This is a genomic window from Gordonia jacobaea (assembly GCF_965344965.1).
GTDB classification, from domain to species: Bacteria; Actinomycetota; Actinomycetes; order Mycobacteriales; family Mycobacteriaceae; genus Gordonia; species Gordonia jacobaea.
Window position 1 is genome coordinate 803,216 of sequence record NZ_CBDRLS010000002.1, and the last position, 25,565, is coordinate 828,780.

The window sequence follows — 25,565 nt, forward strand, 5'->3', positions numbered from 1 at the left end:
CGAGTCATCTGAGAGCGGCATACCGCGGACTGTCAAGAACCCCGAGACCACCGCAAGGATCATGACAACTTGGTAAGAATTCCCGGATGACACGATGCTGAGAAACCCCAGGTCACCTTTGACACCGAGGATGAGAACCTACATTCGGGGTGGGCGATCACCTGGCCCGAGCCGGCTGAAGGGCGGCGCGGTGGCCCTAAATGTGTGTCGTATCGAAGGACGTGGGTGCTGCAACGCCCACATCTTTCGATTGGACACACTTTGAGGGCTCTGCAGCGCCAGCGCAGGGCGTACCTACCGGACCTTGGTCGGGCATTTCGCGGACCGGATCGGTGTCACAATGTGGTCTCAAGAGTGTCGGAAAGATCTAGAGATTCCGATGCGATAGGCCATCCGTCAGCACGACTCAGTGCCTCCTCTGCCAGAAGGTAGTTGTGTGATTCTTTGTGGCGAGTGACCTTTCCCATCCGCATTCGGTCGAGCGCGAATCGGGCTGCGGCTATCCGGATCGGAGCAGACGTCTGCAGAGCGTGGACGAATGTCTCGGTCGATGGAAACACAAGTACCTCTTCGTTTGCGCCACCGCGATCATGAACGATGCCAGCCATCGTGACACCCAGTCTGCGTAGTACGGCTTCGGTGTCGCCCGGAGGCAGGAATCGGTAATCGGTCCCCATACGAACGTCGACTGCTCCCGACGGCGCCTGATTGATCCACAACATTTCGAGGATGCCCATACTAAGAGTCACAAGTCGCTTGTATCCGTCAGTCAGCCTGAGGGCTGGCAAGCAAGAGACGGACCAGTACTGGACCTGAGTCTGGAACGGAAACGGGACCGCCGCGCGCAGGTAGAGGCTGACGGCCGAAATGATGCGGTCCGCGTCCGGCATGCGCATGAATCGCGGATAATTCTTGGTCGAGCGAGCCAATTCGCTGGGATCGGGAGTGCGATATGCGTGGTCAGATGCGAGATTGGCTGTCGCCGGATCTTCGAACCACACCAATTGCTCGTCTTCTGTAACCAAACGGTCGAAGTCCGTGTTGTGAAGAACTGACGAGGCGTGCTCCGTGTTAAACACGACGAGGCGCTGAGTCCATATCGCCTCCCAAATGCACTGCCTCTCAATGTCGCGCAGCTCCCTGCTGGTACCGGCATGATGCCGGTACCGGAAGTTTTGGATGTTCGCGAAGTCATAGTCGATCAGATGACGGCGTAGCCGCTTGACTACGGAATCAGCTGAGATCCCGAGGTAAATCTCATGCTCGGCCCCCTCCCACAGATACAGGCCTACGGGGTGGCCAGAATGAGCGCGGGATAGCGCACGCAGATTGCGATCGGTCAGCTCGATCGGCTCCCCGAACTCGTGCGCGCGAGCCCACTCATCGACATCAGACGCGGACTTCCAGTCTGACAAAAGCCGATTCGGAGTCGGTGGCATGACCGAATCATAAGCGACGGTTATGACACCGCTCTCTGCCAGCTGTAGTGCAATTTGCCACCCTTGCCCACTCGAGCGGAGGAAGTTGATGAACGCGCGGCGGCCCTGAATGTGTGTCTTATCGAAGGATGTGGGTGCTGCAACGCCCACATCCTTCGGTTGGACACACATTGAGGGGCGCGGGGGCCTAATCACTCTCCGACGCTGTAGGAACGGACCACTTTCACAGCTGCCGGAACATTTCGGGTGGCCGGACGAATCGAACCGACACATACCGATTCGACGTCACGGAAGGTCCGACAATGTCTCGAAGCACGAGTGCTCGCCCACCATCGCCAGCGGGGAGCCTGCTCAGATCTGGTCGACGAGCAGTGGTCGGCGTGATTCTCGCCGTAATGGCGTCGATCGCCCTGATCGTGGCGACGCCGTCACAGGCTTTTGCCGCGCCCGCACCGGATTGCTCGACGCTCCACTCGCGAGTCCAGACACTCCAGTCGCAGGCGAACACGCTCAAGGGCCAGATCGACGCGCACAACTCCCGCGCCGGCGGCGTCGACAGGACGAATGCCGGGGCCGTCGGCGCCTACAACGCCGAAGCTCAGCAACTCAACGGCCAGCGCGATGCCCTGCAGGCACAGGCCAACGGGCTGCAGTCGGAACTTTCAGCGTGCGGTTCGAAGGAGACAGCACCGGCGATCCCGAACACCGACGGCAGCACGCCGACGCCACCTGCGCCACCTGCGCCGGCGAAGCCCGCACCCCCGAAGTCGGACGCCAAGCCCGCGCCGCAGAAGTCCGCACCCGCACAGCCTGCACAACCGAAACCCTCCGCACCGAAACCTTCCACACCAAAACCCGCGGCACCAAAACCCACCGCACCGAAACCCGCGCAGCCGGCGCCCGCGAAACCGCAGCCCGCCGAACCCGCACCGAAGCAATCCGCACCGAAGCAAACCACGACAGCGAAGCCGACCGGCGTCGAGCAGCGCAACGCTCCGATGCAGAGCAAGGTCAACGATCCGGAGTACCGCGCGAAGTACTACCAGAAGCAGGGATCCGACGGTGTCATCAAGCGCAAGCCGGGAAGCGGCGTCGACGCGAATGGCGATCTGGTTCCGGCCATCCGCGAGAATCCGAAGAAGCCGGGGAGCTTCGTCGAATCCCACTCGTCGCCGACCGTCCGTGCCAAATTCGACGGCCCGGCTCAGCAACGCGCGCCGACCAGTGCCGAATCGTCGCAGATGCGCGAGAGTGTCGCTGCCCGGAATCGTGCCGTCGGTGACGTGAAGCGACTCAAGGCCGAAAGCGCGACCCAGCAGAAGACGGACGGCAAGGTCGATCCACGGACCGAGTCCGAGCTGAAGGATGCGTACCGTCGGCAAACCACGCAGGGCGAGCAGCTCGGCGAGGCGGCGGGGCGACAGGCCATCGCGCGTGACTACCCGTCGTCGAAGTACGACGTTCGTGAGCTGACAAGCGCCCGTGGACAATCGGGTGCCGGCAGCCCGGACCAGGTGTTCGTGGTGCGACCCAAAGCGGGAGGCTCCGAGAGGATGGTCGTCCAGGAGGTCAAGGGGCCGTCGTCCAAGGCGGGATCTCGGATCGGCCTCGACGGCCAACGGTACGAACAGGGAACCCGCGGCTACTTGGATGCACTGATCGACGAGATGGCCCGAAACGGCGACCCACGCGCATTGAGCATGCGGAGCGCGCTCAACCGCGGTGCACTCAGCTACCGTCTCGTGAAGGCGCGCGTGTCGGGTGACGAGTGGGCAGGCTACAGCGTTCGCAACTTCGACATCGGATAGGACGACACGATGCAATCAGTGACAAGGCACGCACTTGGCCGATCGATCGACGAACTGCGTGAATTGGCAACCGAATCAGACGACGCCCTGGTATCGCACTTCGAGGACATCAGCCTCTACCCGGAGTCGACGATGCCGACCGCGGCACTCGCGGCCACCAGCGCCGCAGCACTTCACTTTGGATCGGACCCTTCCGGGGCACGCGTCGAGACCCGCGTCGCTGCCCGACGGGCCGAGCAGATCTACCTCGGGATGTACCAACTCGCAGCGCTCCCGCCGGGCGAACCATTCGTCCTGGAGATGGACTCTGCGGGTCTGCGCAGTCACGGCACCGGGCACAATCCCCGCGCGGTGAACGCACAGACCTGGCTCGACGCGTACTGGTGGGCGCGCGCCACACGCAACGGGACCGCACGCGAGACGCTCGACGCTATCGACCCCGCACTGTTGACGCAGGGCAGCCGCAACGACCCGGCGATGCTCGGACTCGTCGAGGCGCTACAGGCACGCGACCGCAAAGACCCGCAGTGGGCTGAGATGCTCAGCGCCTGTGTCTCACAGGTCAATTCGCCAACGATTTCGACGAAGGAAGAGGCCAGGCTGCTGCAGCTGGACCTGTTCGGCGTACTGGCCACCATCGGCAATGAACCCGACGACCAGGGCAACTTCACCGAGCAACTGACCGACGCCCTGACCGACCACCGGGCCTTCTGGGGTGCCAGCGAAGAACGCAGCGGCACACCCCGCGGCTTCTTCTCGCTCCCGCTGTTCGGCCTGTGCGCCATGGCGCTCGACGAGGGTATGACGATCGACGTCGACTCCGACTATCTGCCCGTCGAACTCATTCAGAACCCACCCTGGATGTTCGAGCTGGACTAGAGCGCTCCGAAGCACCGTCCTCCGCGCCAACCCGCCAGCCAAATATGTGTCGTATCGAAGGATGTGGGTGCTGCAGCACCCACATCCTTCGATTGCACACACATTCAGGGCGCGGCGCGTCGACTGTGACCCCGCGCGAACCAATCCGATGTGCCAGCGTCCACGAACAGTGAGTGGGGAACCCGCCGCCGGAGGCAACGGACGAATATGGAGACGGCCACGTGACAACGCTTGCACGGCTGGTGGTTCGTCATCGATGGTGGGTTATCGCGGCGTGGATCGTCGTCGCGCTCTGCGGTGCGTTCGGGGCATCCCGCGCGACGAGTGCGCTGAGCTACGACTTCAGCCTCCCCGGCCAGTCCGGGTATGAGACCAACGCCGACATCACACGAGAATTCGGCTCCGGTGGCGACAATGCGCCGGTGTTGCTGGTCAGCAAGGCCGTGCAGGGCGGCAGCGTCGACGTCGAGTCCGGTAGCCGGATCGCGGCAGCGGCGGCGTCGGCGGCACCGGGAGCCCGAATCGCTTCCTACACAACCCATCCCGAACTGATCTCCCGCGACCGGTCGACGGCGGTCACGGTGGTCTATCCGAAGGTGGTTCCGGGCGCCGACCCCTACGTCACAAGCCTGCCCGCCTTGCAGCAGGTGGCGAAGGAGTCGACGTCGGCAACCACATCGGTCGCGGTCACCGGCGTCGACGCCCTGAACGCGGGAGGCGGGGGCGGCGTCAACGTTCTCGTGGAGACCATCGTCGGTGGCGTCGGAGCCCTGGTGGTGCTGGCGCTCGTCTTCGGATCGTTCTTGGCCATCACACCGCTGCTCACCGCGGCGGCGTCGATCCTCACGACGTTCCTCATTCTCTGGGGACTGACGTCGATCACCGAGGTGTCGTTCATCGTGCAGTATCTCCTCGCGCTGATCGGTTTGGGAGTGGCGATCGACTACGCGCTCCTGATCGTCACCCGATGGCGAGAGGCCCGCGGCAATGGGTACGACGGCGAGCAAGCGGTCGAGCAGACGCTGGCGACCGCAGGCCGCGCCGTGCTGTTCTCGGGCATCACCGTCGCGGTGAGTCTGGCGGCGCTGATCGCTCTCCCCGTGCCGTTTCTGCGGAGTATCGGATTCACCGGGCTGCTCATCCCGCTGATCAGTGTGGTCGCCGCGCTCACGTTGGTGCCCGCGCTGCTGTCCGTCGCGGGAACCAAGCTCGAATGGCCCCACCGCAGATCGACATCGCCGGACAGCCGGTTGTGGCGACGCGTCGGGACGGTAGTTGTCAGACACCGCTGGGCGTCGACCGCGATCGCCATCATCGTTCTGGCCGTCCTCGCTATACCTGTTGCCTCACTGAATCTCTCGTCCCCGACGAACGCGTCACTCGCGTCCGTCGGCGGCCCGGCCGGGCAGGCAGTCGACGCCGTCGCCGACGCCGGACTCGGGTCCGGGCTCACCACGCCCGTCGAGATCGTCACGGACTCACCACAGAGCATCGTCGAAGCACTTCGCGGCCAACCGGGAGTTGCAGGAGTTGTGGCGCCGACCGAGTGGCAGCGCGGCTCGACGCACATCGTCGACGCCTGGACGACGGTGGACTCGTCCACTCCGGAGGGAGGTCGCGCCGCCGCCGACATCCGCACGGTTGCCGAACAGCACGGAGGGAGAGTCGGCGGGATAACCGCCCAGAACGCAGACTTCATCGACGCCGTGTACGGAAACATCTGGTGGGTACTACTTCTCATCGTCGTCGTGACGTTCGCCCTGCTCGCAACGGCACTACGTTCGATCGTGCTGCCGCTGAAAGCACTTGTGCTCAACGCATTCTCGCTGGCGGCGGCATTCGGGGTCACGGTGTTCATCTGGCAGGAGGGCCACGGAACGTCGCTGCTCTTCGGCCAGGATGGTGCAGGTGCCATCACCATCTGGATTCCGGTGGCCGTCTTTGCCTTCCTGTTCGGACTCTCCATGGATTACGAGGTCTTCCTACTGAGCCGCATCAAGGAAGAACACGACGCCGGCGCCAGTACCGACACCGCCACCATCGACGGCGTCGCGCGGACCGGACGTCTGGTGACCTCGGCTGCGCTCATCCTGTTCCTGGCATTCATCTCACTCGCGCAGGTGCCCGTGACCGATGTCAAGATACTCGCGACAGCGCTGGCACTCGGAATCATCTTGGACGCCACCATTGTTCGCGGCGTTCTGGCTCCGGCTCTCGTTGCCGCGCTGGGTCCCGCCAACTGGTGGGTGCCGAAGTGGTGGCCCGGTCGCGCCTCTCGTCAACCCCCAACCGAAAGCCGCACTGCCAGTTGAGACTCGGAGCCTTGCCTCACGTGATCGCAGCGATGGTCCTATCCGACATCCGTGGTGACATCAGGTCGATCGCAGGCAGCAGGTAGCGCACGAGAGCCGGCGACACCTCCTCGGGTCGGTGGGTGATCGCACGAACGATCCACCTCGCCGCCTCGTCGACCTCCAGCGCGCCGACGTCGTCGTATTCGGCTGTGGGAGCGATCATCTCGGTACGTACCAGCGGGAAGTAGACGTTGGTCGCTGTAACTCCTTCTGGCCGTTCGGCGTTCAAGCTGCGACTGAAGATCGCCAGTGCGCTTTTCGACCCCGCGTACGCCGAGAACCGCGGAAACGTGTTGGCGTGCAGCGCCCAGGTGCACACGTTGACGAGCTGCCCCTCGCCACGTTCGACCATGCCAGGCAACAGCCCGAGTGAGAGCTGCACGGCGGCAAGGTAGTTGAGTCGTGCTGTGCGCTGATAGTCGTGGAATCGTTCGGTCGAGTCGACGATGGTGCGTCGAATCGAGTGACCTGCATTGTTGACCAGAACGTCCACGGATTCTTCGGAGAGGTCGGCGATGAGTTGGTCGGTCGACGCCTCGTCGGAGAGATCGCACACCCGGTACTCGCAACCGGTCTCGGCGGCCAGCTCGCGCAGCTTCTCCTCGCCGCGCGCCACACCGATCACACGTGCTTCGCGCGCGGTGAGCTGGCGCGCCGACTCCCGACCGATCCCTGCCGACGCCCCGGTGATCACGACGGTCAGATCTGCGATGTCGCGGCCGCGCCCCGCCAGCGCGGTGTCGACGAACCCCGGGACGAAACTACGACGTTGGACCAGAGCCTGAACCCTGCGCTGAATGGACATCGATTCCCCCTATCAGGCGGCACATCTGCGTGCACGACGTACACATCGTCCTCGTGCCTACCCCTGAAACCTAGCCTTCGCGCTCGAGAACGTCGGCGACATCCGGGGCGATCTCGCGAAGGATGCAGCGCGCAGACCTCCCGAGTGCGGCGAGGTCGTCGGGACTGAGCGGGTCGACGATCGCCCGACGCACCTCGGCCGCATGGCCGGGGGCGCACTCGGTCAGCTTGCGCACGCCGTCATCGGTGATCTGCGCCAACGTGTGCCTCCCACCGCCGGGGTTGGCAATGCGCGCCACCCAGCCCGAACGTTCGAGTCGCGTCATCGCGTGCGACAGCCGCGACAGTGAACTCTGCGTCAGTAGAGCGAGGTCGGACAGCGGGCGGGTGCGGTCGGGCGACGACTCCAAACGGACCAGGACGTGGTACTCGAACATGTTCAGCCCGGCGTCTCGTTTGAGTTGCGAGTCGAGCGCGGCGGGCAGCGTCGTCAGTAGTGCCATCACCGATTTCCACTCCCTGAGCTGCGCGTCGTCGAGCCATGGTGCATCAGACATGATGCCCAGCATACGCTGACTTGAACATTCAAGTAACTGCGTGTAGCTTTGGTTGAACATTCAACAACCCGTCTGCCACCGCAGCGGTTTACCCAGGAGCTGTCATGTTCATCGCCACCGTCGTCATCGCCATCGTGTTCGCACTGATGCTCGTCTTCTCGGGAGTGGGCAAACTGCGCCACGACCCCAAGCAGATGGGCGTGATGACCGAGGTCGGATTCCCCCAGGACAAGGTGGGCCTCCTCGCGCTCGCCGAGTTCGCGGGAGCGATCGGCCTCATCGTCGGCTTGTTCTGGTGGCCGATCGGCGTCGCAGCAGCGATCGGAACCTTCCTCTACTTCCTCGGCGCAGCGATCTTCCACCTGCGCGCAGGCGACAAGAACATCGCGCCCGTCGTCGTGCTGATGCTCGTCTCGATCGCTTACATCGTCCTGCGTCTGCTGAGCATCTGACAGCTGTATCTAAAGCGGGCGCCTGACCGCAGCGAACGGGCCGCCTCAGCCGCCCGCGAAGAACAAGCTGAGCGCCCGCGCGGGTTCCAGAGCGCTCGATATGTTGGCGACGCAGAGCACCAGCACCGCCGCGGCCACCGTCAACGTGGCCGCGGCGGTTGCGGTTGCGGTTGCCGAACGCGTCGAATAGCTTAGTGCGCCAACGCCATTCAAGCCAGGACGACGGCCGCGCCACAGTCGAACCGCGAGCACGCCGAGCAGCGCCACGAATACCGCGGACAGCACCGCGACCACGACGTGGTAGCGCGCGAAGTCGGCGACGAGGTGATCGGCCACCGGCGACGCACCCGGCGTGGCGATCCCGAGACGCACAGCGTCGATCGCCCCCGCCAGTGACGAATCACGTTGCGCGGGAAGCAATGACACCGCAGAAGACAGCGGCGCAATCGCACCCTGAATGTTGGCCATGAGCAACGCTGCAGCACTGATCGTTCCGAGTGAAACAGCCACGCCGGCGACCACATAGCCCACCGTCCGCCCGCGGCTATCAGCCTGGCGCCCCTGAGACGACCTACCCTGATACGACGCCCAGAGTCGTCGGCACGCCGAGCACAACACCAGCAGCGCCAGCGCGGCGATCACCGCTTTCGCGACGTGATAGCGCGCCCAGTAGTCGACGACGGTCCTGAGGCTATCCGGGAGCACCGCGCTTCCCGAGCCCGAATAGTCGATGAATGCGTTGCGCATCGACTGCACAAGTCGCGTGTTGTCGCCGTATCCCCCGTAATGGCCGCCCGCGAGATAAGCGGGCGCGAACACGAAGGCGATGCCGAGCACCGCGAGTATGCCCGCGTACGTTCCGGCCCACTTACCCGATGATGTCGACGTCACCCGACCGACAGTAGCGCCGCGTACGCGGCCATGGCCTTGCCCGATGAGATGAGCGGATCGCGGGACCTCAACGTACGCGCCATCACGAATGCTCCCTCGAGAGCCGCCAGTACCGCGACGACGAGATCGCGTGCGGCTGGTGTTGTCATTCCTCGCGCAGACAACAGCTTCGTGCCCGCGGTGATCCACTCGTCGAAGATCTCTCCGGTCGTCGCGCGCAGATCGGGTTCGACGTCGGCCACCTCGCCCGCGATGGTCCCGACCGGGCACATATTGGCCCAGCCCGTCCCTTCGGCGGCATCGGCCGCCTCGCGAAAGGCGGTCTCGATCGCCGTCGGAATGTCGTCGCCCGCCATCATCAATCCGCCGACCAACTGGGCGTATGCCTGACCCATCGAGCGGAGGGCCGCGCCTGCGACTTGTCGCTTGCCCCCTGGAAAGTGGTGGTACAGAGAGCCGTTGGGCACTCCCGCGGCGTCGAGAACCTGCTTGATGCCCGTGGCCGAGTAACCACGACGGCGCAACGACTCACCCATCGCGACGACGATCCGCTCCGCCGTCTGGCCGTCTTCGGCTGTGACATTTTCCGACCGCGCTCCCGTTGACACCTTCACAGCTTAGAGCAAGTGCTCTAGAGTGGTTGCTCTAGAGCACTTGCTCCAGACCGGTCGGTAGATCCAATAACAGTGGAGGTCCGATGAACCACAAGCTCAGCTCCGTCGACATACCCGCAGGGAGCCTCGACTACGTCGACGAGGGCAGCGGTCCCCCCGTGGTGTTGCTGCACGGTTTGTTCATGGACCACACCCTCTGGGATCAGGTCATGCCGTTGCTCCCGTCCGGCTTCCGCTACCTGAGACCAGTCCTCCCACTTGGCGCGCATCGTCGCGCAATGAACTCCGACGCCGACCTGCGGATGCCGGGAATGGTGAACCTCGTCGCAGACTTCCTCGACGCCCTCGACCTCGACGACGTGACACTCGTTCACTCCGATTGGGGCGGCGGACTGTTCCTGACCGCGGCGAAACGCGACCAGCGGGTGGGACGACTCGTGATCCTGCCGTGCGAGGCGTTCGAGAACTTCCCCCCAGGATTGCCCGGCAAAATGGCCACCGTGTCGGCACATCTTCCTGGCGGCCTGACTCTCGCGGCACGGCTACTCCGAATCCGGTGGCTGCGCAACACGCCGTTGCTCTTCGGCTGGATGACAGCTCGCCCGATTCCCGACGCTGTTGTCGAGGGGTGGACGAAATCCGTACTCTCCGACCGCAACGTTGCGCGCGACCTGGACTCCTACGCCTCCACGCGATTCGATGCATCGAGCCTCATCCGTGATACCGAGGCGCTTCGCGAATTCACGGGAGATGTGTTGATTCTCTGGCCTGTTCGCAATCACGTGATGCCGCCCGAGCATGGCCGCCGCCTCGCCGACCTGATTCCCTCCGCCCGCTTACGGACGATCGACGGCTCGGTCCTCCTCTCGCTCGACAATCCCGCCACGGTCGCCCGCGAGATCGGCGCTTTCCTGACCCGTCAGCCCGACGTCGACGAACGCACCCGCGTCGCGGGGTCCTGACACGCGGCGTTCACTGCCGGTGTCACCTGTGGTCGGAAGCCGGTACCGGACCGGATCGTGAAAGCCGCGACCACTCCGCCCAGTGCACAGAAGACCGCGGAGATGAGCATCGCCGTGGTGAATCCGGGACCGAGCGGCTGGCCAGGTCCAGCGCTGATCCCCGCAACAGCAGGAAGAACCGCGACGGCGAGCAGACCCGCGATCCTCGACACAGCGTTGTTGACGCCCGACGCCGCGCCGGCGTGCGCGTCGTCGACCGCAGCGAGCGCCGCGGCGGTCAGGGGCGCGACCGTGATGGTCATACCCACACCGAACAGGATCACCGCGGGGAACACCGCGCCGAGATAGCTTGCCCCAGGGACGATCCGCGCCATCAATGCCAACCCGATACCCGCGATGATGGGACCCACGGTCATCGGAATGCGAGGACCCGTCTTCTGCGCAATCCGCCCCGAAAGGGACGACCCGAAGAGCATCACGACGGTGCTCGGCACCATCGCAGCGCCGGCTTCCAATGCCGAGTACCCCAGGCTCTGTTGTAGTTGCAGCGCAACAAGGAACAGCGCCCCTCCGAGCGCGGCATAGACGAGCAGGGTCGTCGCATTCGCTCCGGTGAACTGCGCCGAGCGGAACATCGACAACTCGAGAAGTGGTGCAGGCGTGCGTAGTTCGATCAGCACGAACACCACCAGAAGCACAACACCTGCGACTCCTATTGCGATGATCCACGGCGTCCACCCGCGCGACGGCCCCTCGATCAGCGCAACGATCACACCCGCGAGTCCCAGCGTGATGGTGACCGCACCAGGTATGTCGGGCCGCCCTGCCACGTCGGGCTCCTTCGATTCGTCTATGTGCCGCAACGTGATTACCGCCGCAACAAGCGCGAGCGGCACGCTGAGGAAGAAGACCCACCGCCACGACGCGGCGTCGACGAGCCATCCGCCGACGAACGGCCCGAGCGCACTCGTCGCCCCCGACATCCCCGCCCACAGGCCGACTGCCTGCCCTCGTTCCTCTTCGCGGATACCGGCATTGACCAGTGCAAGGCTGCCCGGCACGAGTGCCGCCGCCGCGACACCCTGCACGAGACGTGCCACCACCAACCACTCGATGGTCGGGGCAAGACCGCACGCGATCGAGGCGATAGCGAACACGATCAAACCGCCGACGAATACGGCCCTGCGGCCGTACCGATCTCCCGCGACACCGCCGGTCAGCAGCAGCGCACTCAGCGTGAGCATGTACCCGTCGACGACCCACTGCTGCCCGGCGAGCCCGGTGTCGAGGTCGCGCGCGATAGTCGGCAATGCGACGTTCACGACGGTGCCGTCGAGGAAGGCTACACCCGAACCGAGGACAGCCGACGCGATGAGCCAGCGCCCCTTCGCCGACGACGCGCTGACCCCCGGAGAGCCATTATTCGGCGCAGACGTGTGCATATCGTTGCCCGTCTCTCACAGTCGTGGTGCAGTGGTGTCGGCGGCACGCGGAGCCGTAGGTAGTTCCCACGATGCTCCGATCGTGCACGACTTGCCAGTGAACGCAGACCAGCCAGTGTTGACCACCAGAGGAGCCGACGATGACCACCGCCGCTAGACGCCTACTGACCGCGTTCGTTCTCGTCGCGTTGACCCTGGTCAGCGGACCGGCCTTGGCGAATGCCGCGCCATCGGCTCCCACGCGATCAGATGTGCTGACGTTCTCGATCCCCGCGATCGGCGGCGTCGAGACCGGTCCGGCCGGCGTGCCCGGCGGGTCGCTGCGTCCGGTCACCGTCGTCGCGCAACCTGCGCCGCGCACCCTGCAGTTCCCGCCACCGCCCGCCGCCGTCACCTTCTCCGTGCCCTCGCCGGCGCCGTATCACTACCAGTACTCGTATCGGTTCCTGTCGATCTCGTGGAACAACCTGCGTACCGGCAAGCACGGCGTGGTGTCTCTGCGGCACTGGCAGCTCCCGAGCTATCCGGTGAGCGGCTACCCGTCGACGCTGAAGACGTCCGCGGTCGCGGTGACCGGGTCGGGTCCCGTCGTCGCGACGGTCAGCGTGCTGCGTGAGCAGCCGAATGCAGCGCCGCAGGTGATCAGCGTGATCCCAGGTGTGAACGCGATTCAACTGCCCTGATCGGCACGCTCCCGCCTCGCCGTGATCGCCGACGCCGCACTCCGTAGGTCGAGGCGAACGGCAGGCGGGACGACCACTGCCAGAGGGATGAAGACCGGCGCGAGCAGGATCGGCAGCGTGAACACGGCTCGTGCCCCGACGGTCGTCGACCCGTCGGTTGCGCGGTCGACGGTGAGCACCAGCGCGGCGTCGACAAATCTCCACTGCCCGATCTCTACCCAGCGCTGTGGTCGAGCGCTCCGCACGACGTCCATGCGTGGGCGGACACCCGGGACGACAGTGATGTCTGTCCACGACGTTCCGACGTCGCCGGGATGATCGCCGAGTGGCATCAGGTCGGCGATCGCCCGCAAACTGGCTTGCCACTGTGGACGGTTCGCCGGGTCGACGAGGTAGTCGAAGACCTCGTCGGGCGGGGCGTCGAAGGCGACCGACACGTCGGCGACGGCGCGGCGGACGGTCGACGGAATGCGCATGAACGTCACCGTCTAGAGCGGCAGCGTCGGCCAGGCGTCGGGTCCGGCACTGCCCGCGGCGTAGTCGTCGATCGGCACCTTGTTGGCACGCCATGCGTCGACGATGGGATCGACGATGCGCCAACACTCTTCGGCGGCGTCGCCGCGAACGGCAAGTGTCTCATCGCCTTTGATGATTCCCGACAGCACCTCGGCGTACGCGCGCATCGACGCGTTGCCGAAGTCGGCGTCGAGGTCAACGGTCTTGAGCGCGAACGGATGTGAGCCACGATGGACGTTGAGCCGCACCGACATCGCGTCGTGACCGAACGTGAAACGCAGGACGTTGGGCTCGACCTGGTCCTCGAACTGCTCGGGGACGTGCCGCAGCGGACGGAAGGTCAGCACGATCTCCTTCGCCTCCGGGTCGAGCGCCTTGCCCGAGCGCAGCGTGAACGGCACACCCTGCCACCTGTTGGTGCGAACCTCGAACGTGGCTTCCGCCAGGGTCTCGGTGTTGTTCGATGCGTCGACACCGTCCTCGTCGACGTAGTTGGGCAACTGCTCGCCGCCCGCTTCGCCCGCCGTGTAGCGGGCTCGACGCGACGATGCCACGGCATCGTCGTCCCAGATGTGCACGGCACGCAGCGCAGCGCCGATCGCGTCACGCAGATCGCGCTCGCCGAGTGTCGCAGGCGGTTCCATCGCGACGACGGCAACCAGTTGCAGCAGGTGGCTCTGGATCATGTCCTGGAGTGCGCCGACCCCGTCGTAATAGCCTGCGCGGCCCTCTAATCCGAGGCTCTCGTCGTAGCGGATGACGACCGACTCGATATGCGTTCCCGACCACACCGGCTCGAACACGCGGTTGGCCAGACGCACCCCGAGCAGGTCGAGCAACACCGACTGACCGAGGAAATGATCCACGCGGTAGATCTGGTTCTCGGGCACCAACTCCAGCAGGAGCTCGTTGAGTTCGCGGGCCGACTTCTGGTCGCTCCCGAACGGCTTCTCGGGGGCGAGCGTGGTGCCGGGCGGAAGGTCGACGTCGCGCAGCGCCTCGCACGCCTTGCGCGTCACCGACGGCGGCACCGCGAAGTACAGCACAGGACGGCCGTCGATATCGCTGAGCACACTTCTGAGATCGTCGGCGTCGGTCGGGTCGCCCCGGCGGTACACGGTCTGTTCCACCACCCGGTCCCCCGCGTCCGACCGCTCGTCGGCGAAGGCCTCGCGAACCTTGTCCCGCCACTGGTCGTCGGTCAGGTCGTGCCTTCCTACGCCGATCAAACGCACGTTGAGATCGGGTTCGAGACCGAGCAACTGGCCGAGTGCGGGGAGCAGCAGCCGCTTGGTCAGGTCGCCCGTGGCGCCGAAAATGATCAGCGTCGTCACCTGCGGTGACGTCTGGTCATCAGCGCTCGAGGTGTTGTCCGACGCCGGTCCGGTCACGTAGTCCTCCTCGACGATGAGCCCGTCCGTGCGGACTCTATTGGCGTGTGCCCGACTCGCGAAGTTTCGTCGGACAACTGCGATCACAGGCAGAATCGAGAGCATGGCCGCCTATATCGAAGACTACGCACTCGTCGGGGATTGCCGCACCGGAGCGCTGATCTCACGCAATGGTGACGTCGACTGGTTGTGCGTTCCACGCTTCGACAGCGCCTCGATCTTCGGGAGCCTCCTCGGCAAACCCGACCACGGATCGTGGCATCTCGCACCAACCGACCTCGACGCGACGGTGAGCCGACGCTACGACGGCGAGACGTTGATCCTGGTGACGCGGTGGGAGACGTCGACCGGTGTCGCCGAGGTCCACGAGTTCATGCCGATCGACGGCGGGCGCGTCGATCTAGTGCGGCGAGTGGTCGGGATCAGCGGCAAGGTCGAGATCGACACGGAACTCCGCATGCGCTTCGACTATTCGCGGGTCGTCCCCTGGGTGCTGCAGCATGGCGACGACGAGCGACCGGCGCTAAGGGCGGTCGCGGGACCAGACGCCGTGATCGTCCGAGGCATCGCGCTGAAGGCCACCGACCACGTCCACCGCGCGACGAAGACAATCCACGCGGGCCAGACCCTTGATTTGGTGTTGACCTGGTACCACTCATATCGCGAAGAGCCAGAACCACTCGACGTCGATCAGGCGCTGCGCGAAACACACGACTGGTGGACCGAGTGGGCAGGCCGTATCGACCACACCGGGTCACGCGACGCGGCGATCGTCCGATCGCTGATCACGTTGCGCGCGTTGAGTAATCTCGACACCGGGGGGATCGTCGCCGCAGCGACCACGTCGCTACCCGAATCCATTGGCGGATCACGTAATTGGGACTACCGCTATGTGTGGCTACGTGACGCAGCCCTGACGCTCGACGTCCTCGTCTGCCACGGATTCATCCGCGTGGCCGAGCACTGGCGGATGTGGCTGCTGCGCGCCATCGCCGGCGATCCCAGTCAGTTGCAGATCATGTACGGCATCGCGGGCGAGCGCGAATTGCCCGAGATCGAGATGCCCCAGTTCCCTGGTTATGAGGGCTCAGCCCCGGTACGGGTCGGCAACGGCGCCGTCGACCAGTTCCAGGCCGACACCATCGGCGAGGTGCTCGTCGCACTCGACGCCGCCCGTGCCGCAGGCCTGCCGGAGAACAAGATCTCGTGGTCGCTGCAGCGCGAACTACTCAAACGGGCCGAGGAGAACATCGACAAACCCGACAACGGCATCTGGGAGATCCGCGGGCCGCTTCGCAAGTTCACGCACTCGCGGGCGATGGTGTGGGCAGCGTTCGACCGAGGCGTACGCGCCGTCGAAGAGCACGGACTCAAGGGGCCCGCGAACCACTGGAAAGCGCTGCGCGACAAGATTCGAGCCGAGATCGAGGAGACCATGGTCGACCCGCACACCGGCCGGTTCGTCCAGTATCCGGGCACGACGGAGGTCGACGCCTCACTACTGCAACTCCCGCAGGTCGGCTTCTGCGACTTCGACGATCCGCGCATGCTCGCCACTGTCGAGGGCATTGAGCAAACTTTAATGCAGGGCGGGTTGGTGCTGCGCTACCGGACGTCGTCGCACGTCGACGGCCTCGACGGCACCGAACACCCCTTCATGGCGTGTACGTTCTGGCTCGCAGAGCAGTACGCCCGCAGCGGCAGGCGTGGCGACGCCGAAAAGGTGATGGCTCAGGGTATGGCGACGGCCAACGACGTAGGACTGTTCTCCGAGGAGTATGACGTCGACGCACGCAGGCAGGTCGGGAACACGCCACAGGCGTTGTCACACTTGGCATTTGTGCGCGCCGCAGATGCGCTCGCCGACTACCCGGACAACTGACCTCGACGCGGGGCGAGCCGCGTCAGCGGGGAGATCCCAACGGGGAGTTGACAAACCACACGATCTCCTCGCGCATCGACCTGCTCCGCCAGCCGTCCTGTGTGCGAATGAGGTCGTGATGGTAGTAGCCTCCACACGAACTCTGCTCGCCGAGTCCCGGGATCTGCAGGGGATTGAAGAACTGCGCGCGAACCGTCGCCGTGTCGCCGCTGATCTCGACGTCGATGTTCAGGACGTAGTGCATCGTCATCTCCAGTGACGACAGCCCGCGCTCGAGCCAGTCCACGACGTCGTCGACGCTGCCGATGATTCCGAAGGGCGAAGCCGTGTAGTCGATTTCGGCATCCTCGGTGAAAACCGTGCGGTACAGCGGCCAATCCCGGGCGTCGACGGCGGTTGCGTAACGAGTCAGCAACTGTCGGATCTCCACCGTGTCCCCGATGGTCTGGGCATCCACTTCGTTTCTCCCCCTGCTCAATTCGGTGTGATATCGGTGGTCACCGCGTCGGGATAGAACGCGACGTGACCCGCGATCTCGGCGACCGCGGGGTACGGCTCGTCGTAGAACCACACCTTGTCGGCGAGCGTCGCACCGTCGGCACCGACTATCCCGTGGTATCCGGCCTCGCCCTTGTAGGGGCAGTACGTCTGATGCGTACTCGGAGTGAAGACGTCGGCGTCGAGGTCGTGGCGCGGAATGTAGTAGACCGGCGGATACGACGCTTCCCGGAGGATGAGCGCGTCGTCGGTCTCGGCGATGACGCGATCTGCCACGCGGATGCGCACGTGCTCGGTGGCAGGTTCGACGGTGATCGGATGGTCGTCGGTCGGTAGTAGCACCTGGCGTTCGCTCATGGGTCTCCTGTGTCACTCGTGTGCGGCCCGCAGCGGCGGACCGTCGAATCTTTCGATCGTCACGAACTCGTCGACGGGTTGCCTGCGCAGCTTCGTGAGTTGTTTGACGGGCCTGCCGATGGGCAGCACCGCGGCGACGGCGTGCGTCGTCGGCAACCCGAGCAGTTCTTGGACGGCGGGCTCGCTCGCGGCTGCCATCGTCGTGACCGTGCCACCGAATCCGTGGGCGCGAGCCTGCAGCAGGATGTTCCACACCAGCGGATAGATCGACGCTCCGCTGATGACACCGATGCGGTCGAGGTCCTGGTCGGTCGCCGCGACGACGGCGAGGTCGACCGACACGACGAGCACCACCGGGGCGTTGATGAGCGGCGAGACGAATGCGTCGACGCCGTCGACGGATTCGAGGTCGCTCTCGGTGACCGACGTCGGGTTGACCGGATTCCACGGACTCTCGCCTGCCGCCTTTTGCGCGAGGTAGCGTCGGGCCGCAGGTTTGCTGAGGTCGGCGATCCGACGTTTCGTCTCGGCGTCGCGCACCACGGTCACGTGCGCGCCCTGACGGTTGCCGCCGCTCGGAGCGAAGCGCGCGACGTCGAGGATGTCGAAGAGCACGTCGTCGGGAAGCGGATCGTCGGTGTACGACCGCGCCGCGAACGTCGTGCGCATCGCCTCGCTCAGGTCGAACCCGCTCGTGCTTGTGTCGGAGTCCACCTCTTCACTATGCCAACCCGGTCAGGCGGCGGGAGCCGTACTCGACGATCCGGCGCACCAACGCGCCCGTGCTGATTGAATGGCTGTCGACACGCGATTGCCGACCGGCGGTCGACGCGGACAGATCACGGGGGTGACGATGAGCCGACGTTCGACGCTGCAGCGACTCGACCCGATAGGTTCGTGGGGCGGGCTGCACGCCGTGAGTCGGCTCGTGTACACCACTCCGGGTCCGGACGGAACGTCGGTCACTGCAACGGGATTGGTGTGTCTCCCCGACGGTCCCGCCCCCGCGGAGGGTTGGCGGGTGGTTGCGTGGACCCATGGGACGTCTGGACTGTCGGAGCATTGTGGGTTGACCGGCTCGCAGGATCTCGAGGCTGGGACCGGCGAGGTGATCGGTCGGCTCAACGCTGCTGGATACGCCGTCGTGGCCCCCGACTATCTCGGCCTGGGCCCGGGCACCATCGGTCCGCATCCGTACCTGCACACCGACACCGAATCGACCGCGACGATCGACGCTGTCTGCGCGGCGCGCATGGGCATTGGCGAGTTGTCGCAGCACTGGGCCGTCGCCGGCCAGTCGCAGGGCGGCCACGCGGCACTGGCGGCCGGGCATCGCGCCGCGACGTATGCGCCCGACCTGATCTTCCACGGCACCGCGGCCCTTGCCCCGGCGTCGAACATCGAGCACGTCTTCGCCATGGCCAGGCCTCAGATGCCGTCGATTCCCGGCTTTCCGGTCGGCAGCCTGCTGGCGGTGCTGACCGGGATGACGGCGACGCCGACCAAGGTGGACGTCCGGTCCTACCTCACCCCGGTCGGTCAGCGAATCTCCGACGAGATGACCGGTGTGTGCAGCGGCGCGTGGCCACAACTCGTAGCGGGGGTATCGACGGGTTCGGTAGTGGCGAAACCTCTGGGCGACAGCGATTTTCGACGCTCCCTGGCCGAGTACATGGCCGTGCCCACCGGCGGCTACGGCGCTCCGGTGTTGATAGTGCACGGCTGGAAGGACTCTCGCGTACCGCTGCCGCTGACGCTGCGCCTGCTCCGACAGTTCCGGCGAGCGGGCACGCGCTTCGAGTTCCACGCCGTCAACGCCGGCCACGACGACGTCCGCGACGGCGCCGGCCTCATGTACCTGCTTGCGTTCCTCCACCGCATCCTGCCCGCGCAGGGGTGACGCACGCCCGCTCGGCGGGACGGAGCGCCCACTCGGCGGGACGGAGCACCCACTCGGCGGGACGGAGCACCCACTCGGCACGACAGAGCGCACAGTCGACGAAATACAGCGCCCACTCGACGAAGTTCGGCGCACAGCCGGCGAGAGTTCCCGTCGACTGTGCGCCGTATTCAGCCCACTGTGCGCTGTATTCAGCCCACTGGGCGCTCGAGGCAGGCGACTGTGCGCGTCAGACCTTCTGCTGCATCGACGACCGGGCGGGGTTGCCCTGGTCGGCGGCCTTGGGGTCGGGCTCGTCGGCCTTCTCCGTGACGCCCTTCTTGATCTTGGCGCCGAGGTCGGTGTCGACGCGGCTCCAGTAGTCGAACGCCCGGGCCAACACCGGTTCGGACACTCCGTTGAGGAGGTGGCCGACGACGTTGTCCGCCAGTCGATCCCGCGCGGCGTCGTCGAGTACCTCACGGACCAGGGTTCCCGCCTGGCTCCAGTCGTCGTCCTCGGGATGGTCGACGTAGGCGCTGCGGATGATCTCGCCGTCGGCGGCCCACTGCGGCTCCGGCTGACCCGAGAACGTCGCGGCGGGACCACCTTTCGAGTTCGGCGCATAGACCGGGTCGGTCACCGGATTGATACGCATCGCACCGTCTTTGGAGTACGTGTGGACCTCGTTGCGAGGTGCGTTGACCGGGATCTGCTTGTAGTTCACGCCGAGCCGGGCACGATGCGCGTCGGCGTAGGCGAACACGCGGCCGAGCAGCATGCGGTCGGGGCTGAATCCGATACCGGGTACGACGTTGTTCGGCTCGAACGCCGCCTGCTCGATCTGGGCATGATTGTCGGTCGGGTTGGTGTGCAACGTCATCTTCCCGACCTCGTGCAGCGGGTAGTCACCATGCGGCCACACCTTGGTCAGGTCAAAGGGATTGAACCGATACGAGACGGCGTCGTCGTACGGCATCAGTTGCACCTTGAGCGTCCAGCTCGGTCGACCTCCGCCCGCGATGTTCTCGAAGAGGTCGCGGGTGTGGAAATCGGTGTCGGCAGAAGCCATTTGGTCGGCTTCGTCCTGGGTGAAGAACTCGACGCCCTGATCGGAGATGAAGTGATACCTCACCCAGTGCTTGACGCCCTGGGCATTCACCCACAGATAGGTGTGCGAGCTGTAGCCGTTCATGTGGCGCCAGGTCTTGGGGATACCGCGGTCGCCCATCAGCCAGGTGACCTGATGCGCCGACTCCGGAGACAGCGTCCAGAAGTCCCACTGCATGTCGTGGTCGCGAAGGTTGTTGTCGGCGCGGCGTTTCTGCGACCGGATGAAGTGCTGGAACTTCAGCGGATCCTTGATGAAGAAGACCGGCGTGTTGTTGCCGACCATGTCGTAGATGCCCTCTGAGGTATAGAACTTCAACGCGAAGCCGCGTGGGTCGCGCCACGTGTCCGGGCTACCCCGCTCACCGGCGACGGTCGAGAATCTCGCGACCATCTCCGTCTTCACACCTGGTTGGAAGAGCGCCGCGCACGTGTAGGCCGAGACGTCTTCTGTTGTCTCGAACGTGCCGAATGCACCGCTCCCCTTGGCGTGGGGCTGACGCTCGGGGATGCGCTCGCGGTTGAACTGCGCCATCTGCTCGATCAGATAGTGATCGTGCAGGACGATGGGACCGCCCGCTCCGACGGTGAGCGAATGCTCATCGCTTCCGGCAGGCGCTCCGGAGTCTCTTGTTGTGTAGAAATCGTTCTGATCCGACATATCGCCTCCAAGGGGCTGGGGTCGGCGAAAAGTTGTCAACGGGGCGTCGGGCTGTTTCAACGCCGTGCTCTCGACACTAGACGTCGGACCGATATGCCGCAGAAACTTCGACTGCCCAGCCCAAAGGGCCTGAACCAGCAGGGTCAGTACAGCAGGGTCGGTACAGAAGGGTCAGTACAGCAGGGGGCCGAGTTCGGCGGCGAGTTCACGACAGCGGGGCACCAGCGAGGTGATGGCATCGAGGCGCGCAGAGAATCCTGTCACCGTGACCGCGCCGCGGACCACGCCCTCGACGTCGAGTATCGGTATGGCGATCGACGCCTTTCCGTCGAGCATTTCGTCGACGGACACGGCGTAGCCGCGTTGGCGCGTCTCCTCGACTTGCGCTGCGAGTTCACGCATCTCGGTGACGGTCGACGGCGTCAGCGCTGCAAGTGTTGGTGGCAAGAGCTCGCGCCACTGCGAGTCCGCCGCGAGCAGTAACTTTCCCGCGGCCGACGCGTGCAGGGATCGGATCATTTCGTGCTCGGCGACCAACGGATGGTCGGGATCCATGTCGACGATCCGAAGGGTCGCGGGACGAAAGTGCATGACGTACACGCCGAAACGCACCGATGCGCGGAACTTCTCGCAGAGTTCCTGTGCGCGGCTGGACATGTACGGGGTCACCGCGGAGTGCACCATGGTGTTCAATCTGTTTCCCAGCGCGAAACCGCGCAGATCCGCTGTCCGCACGAGGTACTCCTCGACGGCCAACGTGTTCAACAGGCGATAGATGTTGGCAGGCGGCACATCGAGACGATCGGCGATCTCGCGGCTCGTTGCTCCCGGCCCGAGATCACCGACGGCCTCGATGATCTGCATCGCCCGCGCTATCGACTCACCCGCGCCGGGACGTCCCATCCCCATCAGCCCACCCCCATCAGCGCAGCCCCGGTAACGCCAGCACGTCGTCACGGTTCGTCTCGTCGAACACACCCACCCGCGCGAACCGCGCGGGCCACCGTGCATAGATCACCACCACCGCGATCGCAACGACGGCCACCGAACCGAAGAAGCACAGGAACGTCACCCGATCACCGGAGTCCGACATCGTGGCGCCCAACCCGAGAAGAATCACCAGGCCCGACGCGGTGCCCCAACTCGCGACCAGCAGGGGCCGCGTCAATTCCCCCATGCGTCGCAACAACCGCGGCGCCGCGAGACATGCCGCGACGTAGCTGCCCATGTAACCCAGAGCGCTCAGGGTGAGGAAGTCACGGACACCCTCCTCGGGATCGCCGCCGAACCACAGGAACATCAGCGGCCCGAGCGCCACCACCGAGGTCGCGAACGCGGTGGCGAACGCCGGCGTGTGTAGTCGACGATGAGCGGCGCCGAACTGCTTCGGAATGATGTGCTCACGCCCGAGCGTGAACAGCACGCGCACAAGCGCATTCACCGATGCCATAGCGCACGCCAGGAATGAGGTGGCGATACCGACGTCGAGAATCACGGCGGCGGCAGGGCTTCCGTCCGAGAGGAACAGCGCAGCGAGCGGTGTGCTGCTCTCCCGTACCGACTCCGACGCTCCCGCCATTGCCGCCGACTGACTCGACACGGCAAGCAGATAGATCACGCCCGCCAACAACGGTGTCCACAGCAGCGCACGCGGCACCGACCGGAAGGGTCGACGCGCCTCGGCAGACAGCGTCGTCGAACTCTCGAATCCGACGAATGCACTCACCGCGACAACCACACTCAGCGCAAGTGAGCCGTCGGGATTCGGGTGCGCGTCGGACAGCCGCCATGGTTGGTCGCGATGGGTGTAGCCGAGCCACAGCATCAGCGCGACCATCACGACCACCGCGAGCAGCTCGATGCAAAGGATCACCACCGCCGAGACCTTCACTCCCCTGATCATCACGAAAGCCATGACGACGGCGGCGAGTACGACGATCACACTCATCGCCACCTGTGATACCCGTTGTGTCACACCGGCACTGATCGCAACGTGATTCGTGTACAGACCGACAGCCATGAGACCAGCGACGCTCACGGAGGCGTAGCCGACGACCGCCGACCACGCAGTCACCAAAGCGGTCCGCGCGTCATACGCCTGTGCCACATAGGAATAAAGACCGCCGACGACTGCGACGCGTTGCGCCATCGGCCGGATGCAGAGTGCGACGAACATGATCACCACGAGCGCGGTCAGGAATGCCGCGATGCTCCTCGCCCCACCCGCCGCCACGATGACGAAGAGTGGCGTCACGGCGGAGGTGCCCGCAGGCGCGATCGCCGCGACAGACTGCGCGACAACCGCTACGAACGGGAGCTGCCTGCGCGTGAGTCCGCGGACCGGCGACTCGTCGGCAATCAGTGGCACCGACGGCACGGGCGGCGAGGGCACAGGCGGCGAGGGAACCGGTGAAGAGGAAGTCGAGGTCATGATCGCGTTCACAGTGGACCCCCCACGTTGCGCCTCGGCTAATTGAGGTCACGGTCGCGTTAACCGGGGTGAGAGACGTACTACGCCGGCCGTGCGCAATTGATCCAGGTCACCCGGGCTGCGCCGGGTCGGGCGTCGGTCACGGATCCTTGTGTGACAGACAGGTAAATCCGCTCGCGAGTGACGGACGCAGATCTTCGCAGTCAGTGCAACGCCGAGGCGATCGCCAGGTCACACCTGACTCCTAGAGTCATGCCATCGCCACCGGAACGCGCTGGCGATGATGACTCACGACGGCCGGGGCAAAGGGGAACCATGTCGGCATCACAGGCGGTAAGGGGCGCGGAGAGTGCGTCTCATTCACACGAAAACTCAACGGGGACAGCATCGCAGGACCAGAGCGCGCAGCGTTCGGGATTCCGCAGACGTTCCGTCCTCGTCGGGGGTATGGCTGCAGCGGCAGCGGGTGCGGTTGCGCTGCAAGGCGTGACGGGGGCCGCACCCGCTGCTGCCGCGGGCCGTGACCTCGACCCGAACGACAAAAGCATCGCGTTCGCGGGTGTCGTCGAGATCGCCAAACGCATTGCGGCAGGCGAGTTCACCGCTCGACAGATCACCGACTTCTTCCTCGCTCGAATCGACATGCTCAATCCGACGTTGCGCGCGTGGACGATTCCGCTTCACGAACGTGCCCGCGCCGAGGCAGACGCTCTCGACGCCAAGAAGGCGAGCGGCGCACGCCTTGGTCCACTGCACGGCGTGCCGATCGGGATCAAAGCCGAGAATCACGTCAAAGGTGTCCCGACAACCTATGGCGGTGCGGCATTCACCACTCCCGCGACCGACGACGCCGAAGTCGTGAAACGCCTGCGTGCCGCGGGTGCAGTCATCCTCGGGATCACCGCCATGCCGGAGTTCGGCATCTGGCCGTTCACGGAGACATCGGCACACGGATACACCCGAAACCCGTGGAACATCCTGCACTCCACCGCGGGATCGTCGGGAGGGACCGCGTCGGCGGTGGCATCGGGCATGGTGCCCGCCGCGATCGGTGGCGATGGTGGCGGATCGATTCGGCTGCCGTCGTCGTGGTGCGGCTTGTACGGACTGAAGCTCCAGCGCGGCCGAGTGTCGGCTGCACCGAATGTCGACCTGTGGAAGTCCCTCGGCGTGATCGGCCCGCTGTGTCGGAAGGTCGAAGACACCGCGCTGATTCTCGACTGCATTCACGGCAGCGTCGCCGGAGTGGACCTCTACAAGGCCGATCCGTGGCCGTACTCCCTTACCGAGGCGTTGACGAAACGTGTTCGGCCACTACGGATTGCGATCTCTACGGCGCAGCCCGCCGGCACTCACCTCGACGAGGACACCCGTCGGGCCGTGCTGCAGACCGGCGCCATACTCGGCAAGCTGGGCCACCGCGTCGTCGCACACGATCCGGTCTACCCTGCGACGCTCACCGCTGCATTCCAGCCGCAGGTTCTCGGTGGGTTCAGTACCGAAGCCCGCCGCGCCGACCACTACGAACTGCTCGAGCGGCGAACCCGTGAGGGTGTCGACGTCGGACGGAGCACGGGCTTGTCGTCGGATCTCGCGGTGACCAAGGCCATCGAGCTCAGCAAGACCGTCGGAAAACAGATCCTGGCGTCGGTGTTTCCCGCCTACGATCTGCTGATCTGTCCGACGACGCCCGGAAAGGCTTATCCCATAGGACAACTCGACGGCGCGGGCTTCGTCGAGGCATCAGCCAAGGCGTCGCCGGTCGCGGCGTACACATCCGTGTGGAACGTCGTGGGTAATCCGGCAGCGGCGGTCCCTGCCGGCTTCTCCGGCGGCCTGCCGTTGAGCGTGCAACTCGTCGGCCCCAACAACAGCGAACCCCTGATCTGCCAGGTCGCGGCACAACTACAAAAGGCTCGACGCTGGCCCGACCAGACGCCGCCGAACAGCTGAGG

Annotated in this window: 23 protein-coding genes; 9 read left to right on the forward strand and 14 right to left on the reverse strand. The window is 65.2% G+C overall.

What is annotated here, in order from left to right; genetic code table 11:
- Window positions 1–335: 335 nt before the first annotated feature.
- On the reverse strand, window positions 336–1,439 hold the full coding sequence (locus tag ACRVY7_RS09810; protein WP_431816906.1) for a hypothetical protein: 1,104 nt from the start codon (window positions 1,437–1,439) through the stop codon (window positions 336–338).
- Between the two features lie 395 nt (window positions 1,440–1,834).
- Here ACRVY7_RS09810 and ACRVY7_RS09815 point away from each other — a divergent pair, with 395 nt between their 5' ends.
- The 3 genes from ACRVY7_RS09815 (at window position 1,835) to ACRVY7_RS09825 (ending at window position 6,438) form a co-directional block, all read left to right on the forward strand.
- Entirely contained in the window at window positions 1,835–3,247 is a 1,413-nt protein-coding gene (locus ACRVY7_RS09815) for a hypothetical protein (protein WP_431816907.1), read from the forward strand.
- Window positions 3,248–3,256: 9 nt separating this feature from the next.
- A complete protein-coding gene (locus ACRVY7_RS09820) occupies window positions 3,257–4,126 on the forward strand; it encodes an immunity 49 family protein (protein ID WP_431816908.1) in 870 nt (289 codons plus the stop codon).
- Between the two features lie 221 nt (window positions 4,127–4,347).
- Window positions 4,348–6,438, forward strand: coding sequence for an MMPL family transporter (locus ACRVY7_RS09825; protein ID WP_431816909.1), 2,091 nt, complete (start codon window positions 4,348–4,350; stop codon window positions 6,436–6,438).
- 16 nt (window positions 6,439–6,454) lie between these two features.
- Here the strand turns inward: ACRVY7_RS09825 and ACRVY7_RS09830 are convergent, their stop codons facing one another.
- On the reverse strand, window positions 6,455–7,285 hold the full coding sequence (locus ACRVY7_RS09830) for an SDR family NAD(P)-dependent oxidoreductase (RefSeq protein ID WP_431816910.1): 831 nt from the start codon (window positions 7,283–7,285) through the stop codon (window positions 6,455–6,457).
- Window positions 7,286–7,355: 70 nt separating this feature from the next.
- Window positions 7,356–7,841, reverse strand: a complete 486-nt coding sequence (locus ACRVY7_RS09835; protein WP_431816911.1) for a MarR family winged helix-turn-helix transcriptional regulator — start codon at window positions 7,839–7,841, stop codon at window positions 7,356–7,358.
- A 104-nt stretch (window positions 7,842–7,945) separates the two neighbouring features.
- Between ACRVY7_RS09835 and ACRVY7_RS09840 the strand changes: the two genes are divergently transcribed.
- Window positions 7,946–8,293, forward strand: a complete 348-nt coding sequence (locus ACRVY7_RS09840) for a DoxX family protein (protein ID WP_064866050.1) — start codon at window positions 7,946–7,948, stop codon at window positions 8,291–8,293.
- Window positions 8,294–8,338: 45 nt separating this feature from the next.
- Here ACRVY7_RS09840 and ACRVY7_RS09845 read toward each other — a convergent pair whose 3' ends face one another.
- Together ACRVY7_RS09845 and ACRVY7_RS09850 are read right to left on the reverse strand one after the other, a co-directional pair.
- Window positions 8,339–9,184, reverse strand: a complete 846-nt coding sequence (locus ACRVY7_RS09845) for a hypothetical protein (protein WP_431816912.1) — start codon at window positions 9,182–9,184, stop codon at window positions 8,339–8,341.
- The gene (locus tag ACRVY7_RS09850; protein WP_431816913.1) at window positions 9,181–9,792 is read right to left on the reverse strand and encodes a TetR/AcrR family transcriptional regulator; all 612 of its coding nucleotides are present in this window, start codon (window positions 9,790–9,792) and stop codon (window positions 9,181–9,183) included. Before ACRVY7_RS09850 ends, ACRVY7_RS09845 begins: the two co-directional genes overlap by 4 nt.
- 89 nt (window positions 9,793–9,881) lie before the next feature.
- On the opposite strand from ACRVY7_RS09850, the gene ACRVY7_RS09855 reads away from it, so the two are divergent.
- Entirely contained in the window at window positions 9,882–10,760 is an 879-nt protein-coding gene (locus ACRVY7_RS09855) for an alpha/beta fold hydrolase (protein WP_431816914.1), read from the forward strand.
- Here the strand turns inward: ACRVY7_RS09855 and ACRVY7_RS09860 are convergent.
- Window positions 10,718–12,202 carry an MFS transporter gene (locus ACRVY7_RS09860; RefSeq protein ID WP_431816915.1) on the reverse strand — a complete coding sequence of 495 codons (1,485 nt, stop codon included), beginning with the start codon at window positions 12,200–12,202 and terminating at the stop codon, window positions 10,718–10,720. The two genes, ACRVY7_RS09855 and ACRVY7_RS09860, sit on opposite strands and share 43 nt — an antisense overlap.
- A gap of 140 nt (window positions 12,203–12,342) precedes the next feature.
- Here ACRVY7_RS09860 and ACRVY7_RS09865 point away from each other — a divergent pair, with 140 nt between their 5' ends.
- The gene (locus ACRVY7_RS09865) at window positions 12,343–12,885 is read left to right on the forward strand and encodes a hypothetical protein (protein ID WP_431816916.1); all 543 of its coding nucleotides are present in this window, start codon (window positions 12,343–12,345) and stop codon (window positions 12,883–12,885) included.
- Here the strand turns inward: ACRVY7_RS09865 and ACRVY7_RS09870 are convergent.
- A complete protein-coding gene (locus ACRVY7_RS09870; RefSeq protein ID WP_431816917.1) occupies window positions 12,873–13,361 on the reverse strand; it encodes an SRPBCC family protein in 489 nt (162 codons plus the stop codon). The genes ACRVY7_RS09865 and ACRVY7_RS09870 overlap by 13 nt on opposite strands.
- Before the next feature lie 12 nt (window positions 13,362–13,373).
- Window positions 13,374–14,897, reverse strand: coding sequence for a glucose-6-phosphate dehydrogenase (locus tag ACRVY7_RS09875; protein ID WP_431816918.1), 1,524 nt, complete (start codon window positions 14,895–14,897; stop codon window positions 13,374–13,376).
- Here ACRVY7_RS09875 and ACRVY7_RS09880 point away from each other — a divergent pair.
- Window positions 14,896–16,674, forward strand: a complete 1,779-nt coding sequence (locus ACRVY7_RS09880; protein ID WP_064866062.1) for a glycoside hydrolase family 15 protein — start codon at window positions 14,896–14,898, stop codon at window positions 16,672–16,674. The two genes, ACRVY7_RS09875 and ACRVY7_RS09880, sit on opposite strands and share 2 nt — an antisense overlap.
- 22 nt (window positions 16,675–16,696) lie before the next feature.
- Here the strand turns inward: ACRVY7_RS09880 and ACRVY7_RS09885 are convergent, their stop codons facing one another.
- From ACRVY7_RS09885 to ACRVY7_RS09895, 3 genes are read right to left on the reverse strand one after another with little or no spacing between them, the layout of a single operon-like run.
- Window positions 16,697–17,131 (reverse strand): nuclear transport factor 2 family protein, encoded by a 435-nt coding sequence (locus ACRVY7_RS09885; RefSeq protein ID WP_431816919.1) that lies wholly within the window; start codon window positions 17,129–17,131, stop codon window positions 16,697–16,699.
- A 17-nt stretch (window positions 17,132–17,148) separates the two neighbouring features.
- Window positions 17,149–17,529, reverse strand: coding sequence for a DUF427 domain-containing protein (locus tag ACRVY7_RS09890; protein ID WP_431816920.1), 381 nt, complete (start codon window positions 17,527–17,529; stop codon window positions 17,149–17,151).
- Window positions 17,530–17,541: 12 nt separating this feature from the next.
- Window positions 17,542–18,198 (reverse strand): nitroreductase family protein, encoded by a 657-nt coding sequence (locus ACRVY7_RS09895; RefSeq protein WP_431817069.1) that lies wholly within the window; start codon window positions 18,196–18,198, stop codon window positions 17,542–17,544.
- 124 nt (window positions 18,199–18,322) lie between these two features.
- Between ACRVY7_RS09895 and ACRVY7_RS09900 the strand changes: the two genes are divergently transcribed.
- On the forward strand, window positions 18,323–19,429 hold the full coding sequence (locus ACRVY7_RS09900; RefSeq protein WP_431816921.1) for an alpha/beta fold hydrolase: 1,107 nt from the start codon (window positions 18,323–18,325) through the stop codon (window positions 19,427–19,429).
- A 229-nt stretch (window positions 19,430–19,658) separates the two neighbouring features.
- On the opposite strand, the gene ACRVY7_RS09905 is transcribed toward ACRVY7_RS09900, so the two are convergent.
- From ACRVY7_RS09905 to ACRVY7_RS09915, 3 genes are all read right to left on the reverse strand, one after another.
- Entirely contained in the window at window positions 19,659–21,179 is a 1,521-nt protein-coding gene (locus ACRVY7_RS09905; RefSeq protein ID WP_431816922.1) for a catalase, read from the reverse strand.
- A 171-nt stretch (window positions 21,180–21,350) separates the two neighbouring features.
- Window positions 21,351–22,088, reverse strand: a complete 738-nt coding sequence (locus ACRVY7_RS09910; RefSeq protein WP_431816923.1) for an IclR family transcriptional regulator — start codon at window positions 22,086–22,088, stop codon at window positions 21,351–21,353.
- A gap of 13 nt (window positions 22,089–22,101) precedes the next feature.
- A complete protein-coding gene (locus ACRVY7_RS09915) occupies window positions 22,102–23,571 on the reverse strand; it encodes an APC family permease (protein WP_431816924.1) in 1,470 nt (489 codons plus the stop codon).
- 486 nt (window positions 23,572–24,057) lie between these two features.
- On the opposite strand from ACRVY7_RS09915, the gene ACRVY7_RS09920 reads away from it, so the two are divergent.
- Window positions 24,058–25,563 carry an amidase gene (locus tag ACRVY7_RS09920; protein ID WP_082938021.1) on the forward strand — a complete coding sequence of 502 codons (1,506 nt, stop codon included), beginning with the start codon at window positions 24,058–24,060 and terminating at the stop codon, window positions 25,561–25,563.
- Window positions 25,564–25,565 lie beyond the last annotated feature (2 nt).

Coding starts and splice junctions, on each gene's coding strand:
- ACRVY7_RS09810 (WP_431816906.1), bottom strand. CDS start 1,439: ATGCCACCGACTCCGAATCGGCTTTTGTCAGACTGGAAGTCCGCGTCT.
- ACRVY7_RS09815 (WP_431816907.1), top strand. CDS start 1,835: ATGGCGTCGATCGCCCTGATCGTGGCGACGCCGTCACAGGCTTTTGCC.
- ACRVY7_RS09820 (WP_431816908.1), top strand. CDS start 3,257: ATGCAATCAGTGACAAGGCACGCACTTGGCCGATCGATCGACGAACTG.
- ACRVY7_RS09830 (WP_431816910.1), bottom strand. CDS start 7,285: ATGTCCATTCAGCGCAGGGTTCAGGCTCTGGTCCAACGTCGTAGTTTC.
- ACRVY7_RS09835 (WP_431816911.1), bottom strand. CDS start 7,841: ATGTCTGATGCACCATGGCTCGACGACGCGCAGCTCAGGGAGTGGAAA.
- ACRVY7_RS09840 (WP_064866050.1), top strand. CDS start 7,946: ATGTTCATCGCCACCGTCGTCATCGCCATCGTGTTCGCACTGATGCTC.
- ACRVY7_RS09855 (WP_431816914.1), top strand. CDS start 9,882: ATGAACCACAAGCTCAGCTCCGTCGACATACCCGCAGGGAGCCTCGAC.
- ACRVY7_RS09860 (WP_431816915.1), bottom strand. CDS start 12,202: ATGCACACGTCTGCGCCGAATAATGGCTCTCCGGGGGTCAGCGCGTCG.
- ACRVY7_RS09865 (WP_431816916.1), top strand. CDS start 12,343: ATGACCACCGCCGCTAGACGCCTACTGACCGCGTTCGTTCTCGTCGCG.
- ACRVY7_RS09870 (WP_431816917.1), bottom strand. CDS start 13,361: ATGCGCATTCCGTCGACCGTCCGCCGCGCCGTCGCCGACGTGTCGGTC.
- ACRVY7_RS09880 (WP_064866062.1), top strand. CDS start 14,896: ATGGCCGCCTATATCGAAGACTACGCACTCGTCGGGGATTGCCGCACC.
- ACRVY7_RS09875 (WP_431816918.1), bottom strand. CDS start 14,897: ATGCTCTCGATTCTGCCTGTGATCGCAGTTGTCCGACGAAACTTCGCG.
- ACRVY7_RS09890 (WP_431816920.1), bottom strand. CDS start 17,529: ATGAGCGAACGCCAGGTGCTACTACCGACCGACGACCATCCGATCACC.
- ACRVY7_RS09895 (WP_431817069.1), bottom strand. CDS start 18,198: ATGCGCACGACGTTCGCGGCGCGGTCGTACACCGACGATCCGCTTCCC.
- ACRVY7_RS09900 (WP_431816921.1), top strand. CDS start 18,323: ATGGCTGTCGACACGCGATTGCCGACCGGCGGTCGACGCGGACAGATC.
- ACRVY7_RS09905 (WP_431816922.1), bottom strand. CDS start 21,179: ATGTCGGATCAGAACGATTTCTACACAACAAGAGACTCCGGAGCGCCT.
- ACRVY7_RS09910 (WP_431816923.1), bottom strand. CDS start 22,088: ATGGGGATGGGACGTCCCGGCGCGGGTGAGTCGATAGCGCGGGCGATG.
- ACRVY7_RS09920 (WP_082938021.1), top strand. CDS start 24,058: ATGGCTGCAGCGGCAGCGGGTGCGGTTGCGCTGCAAGGCGTGACGGGG.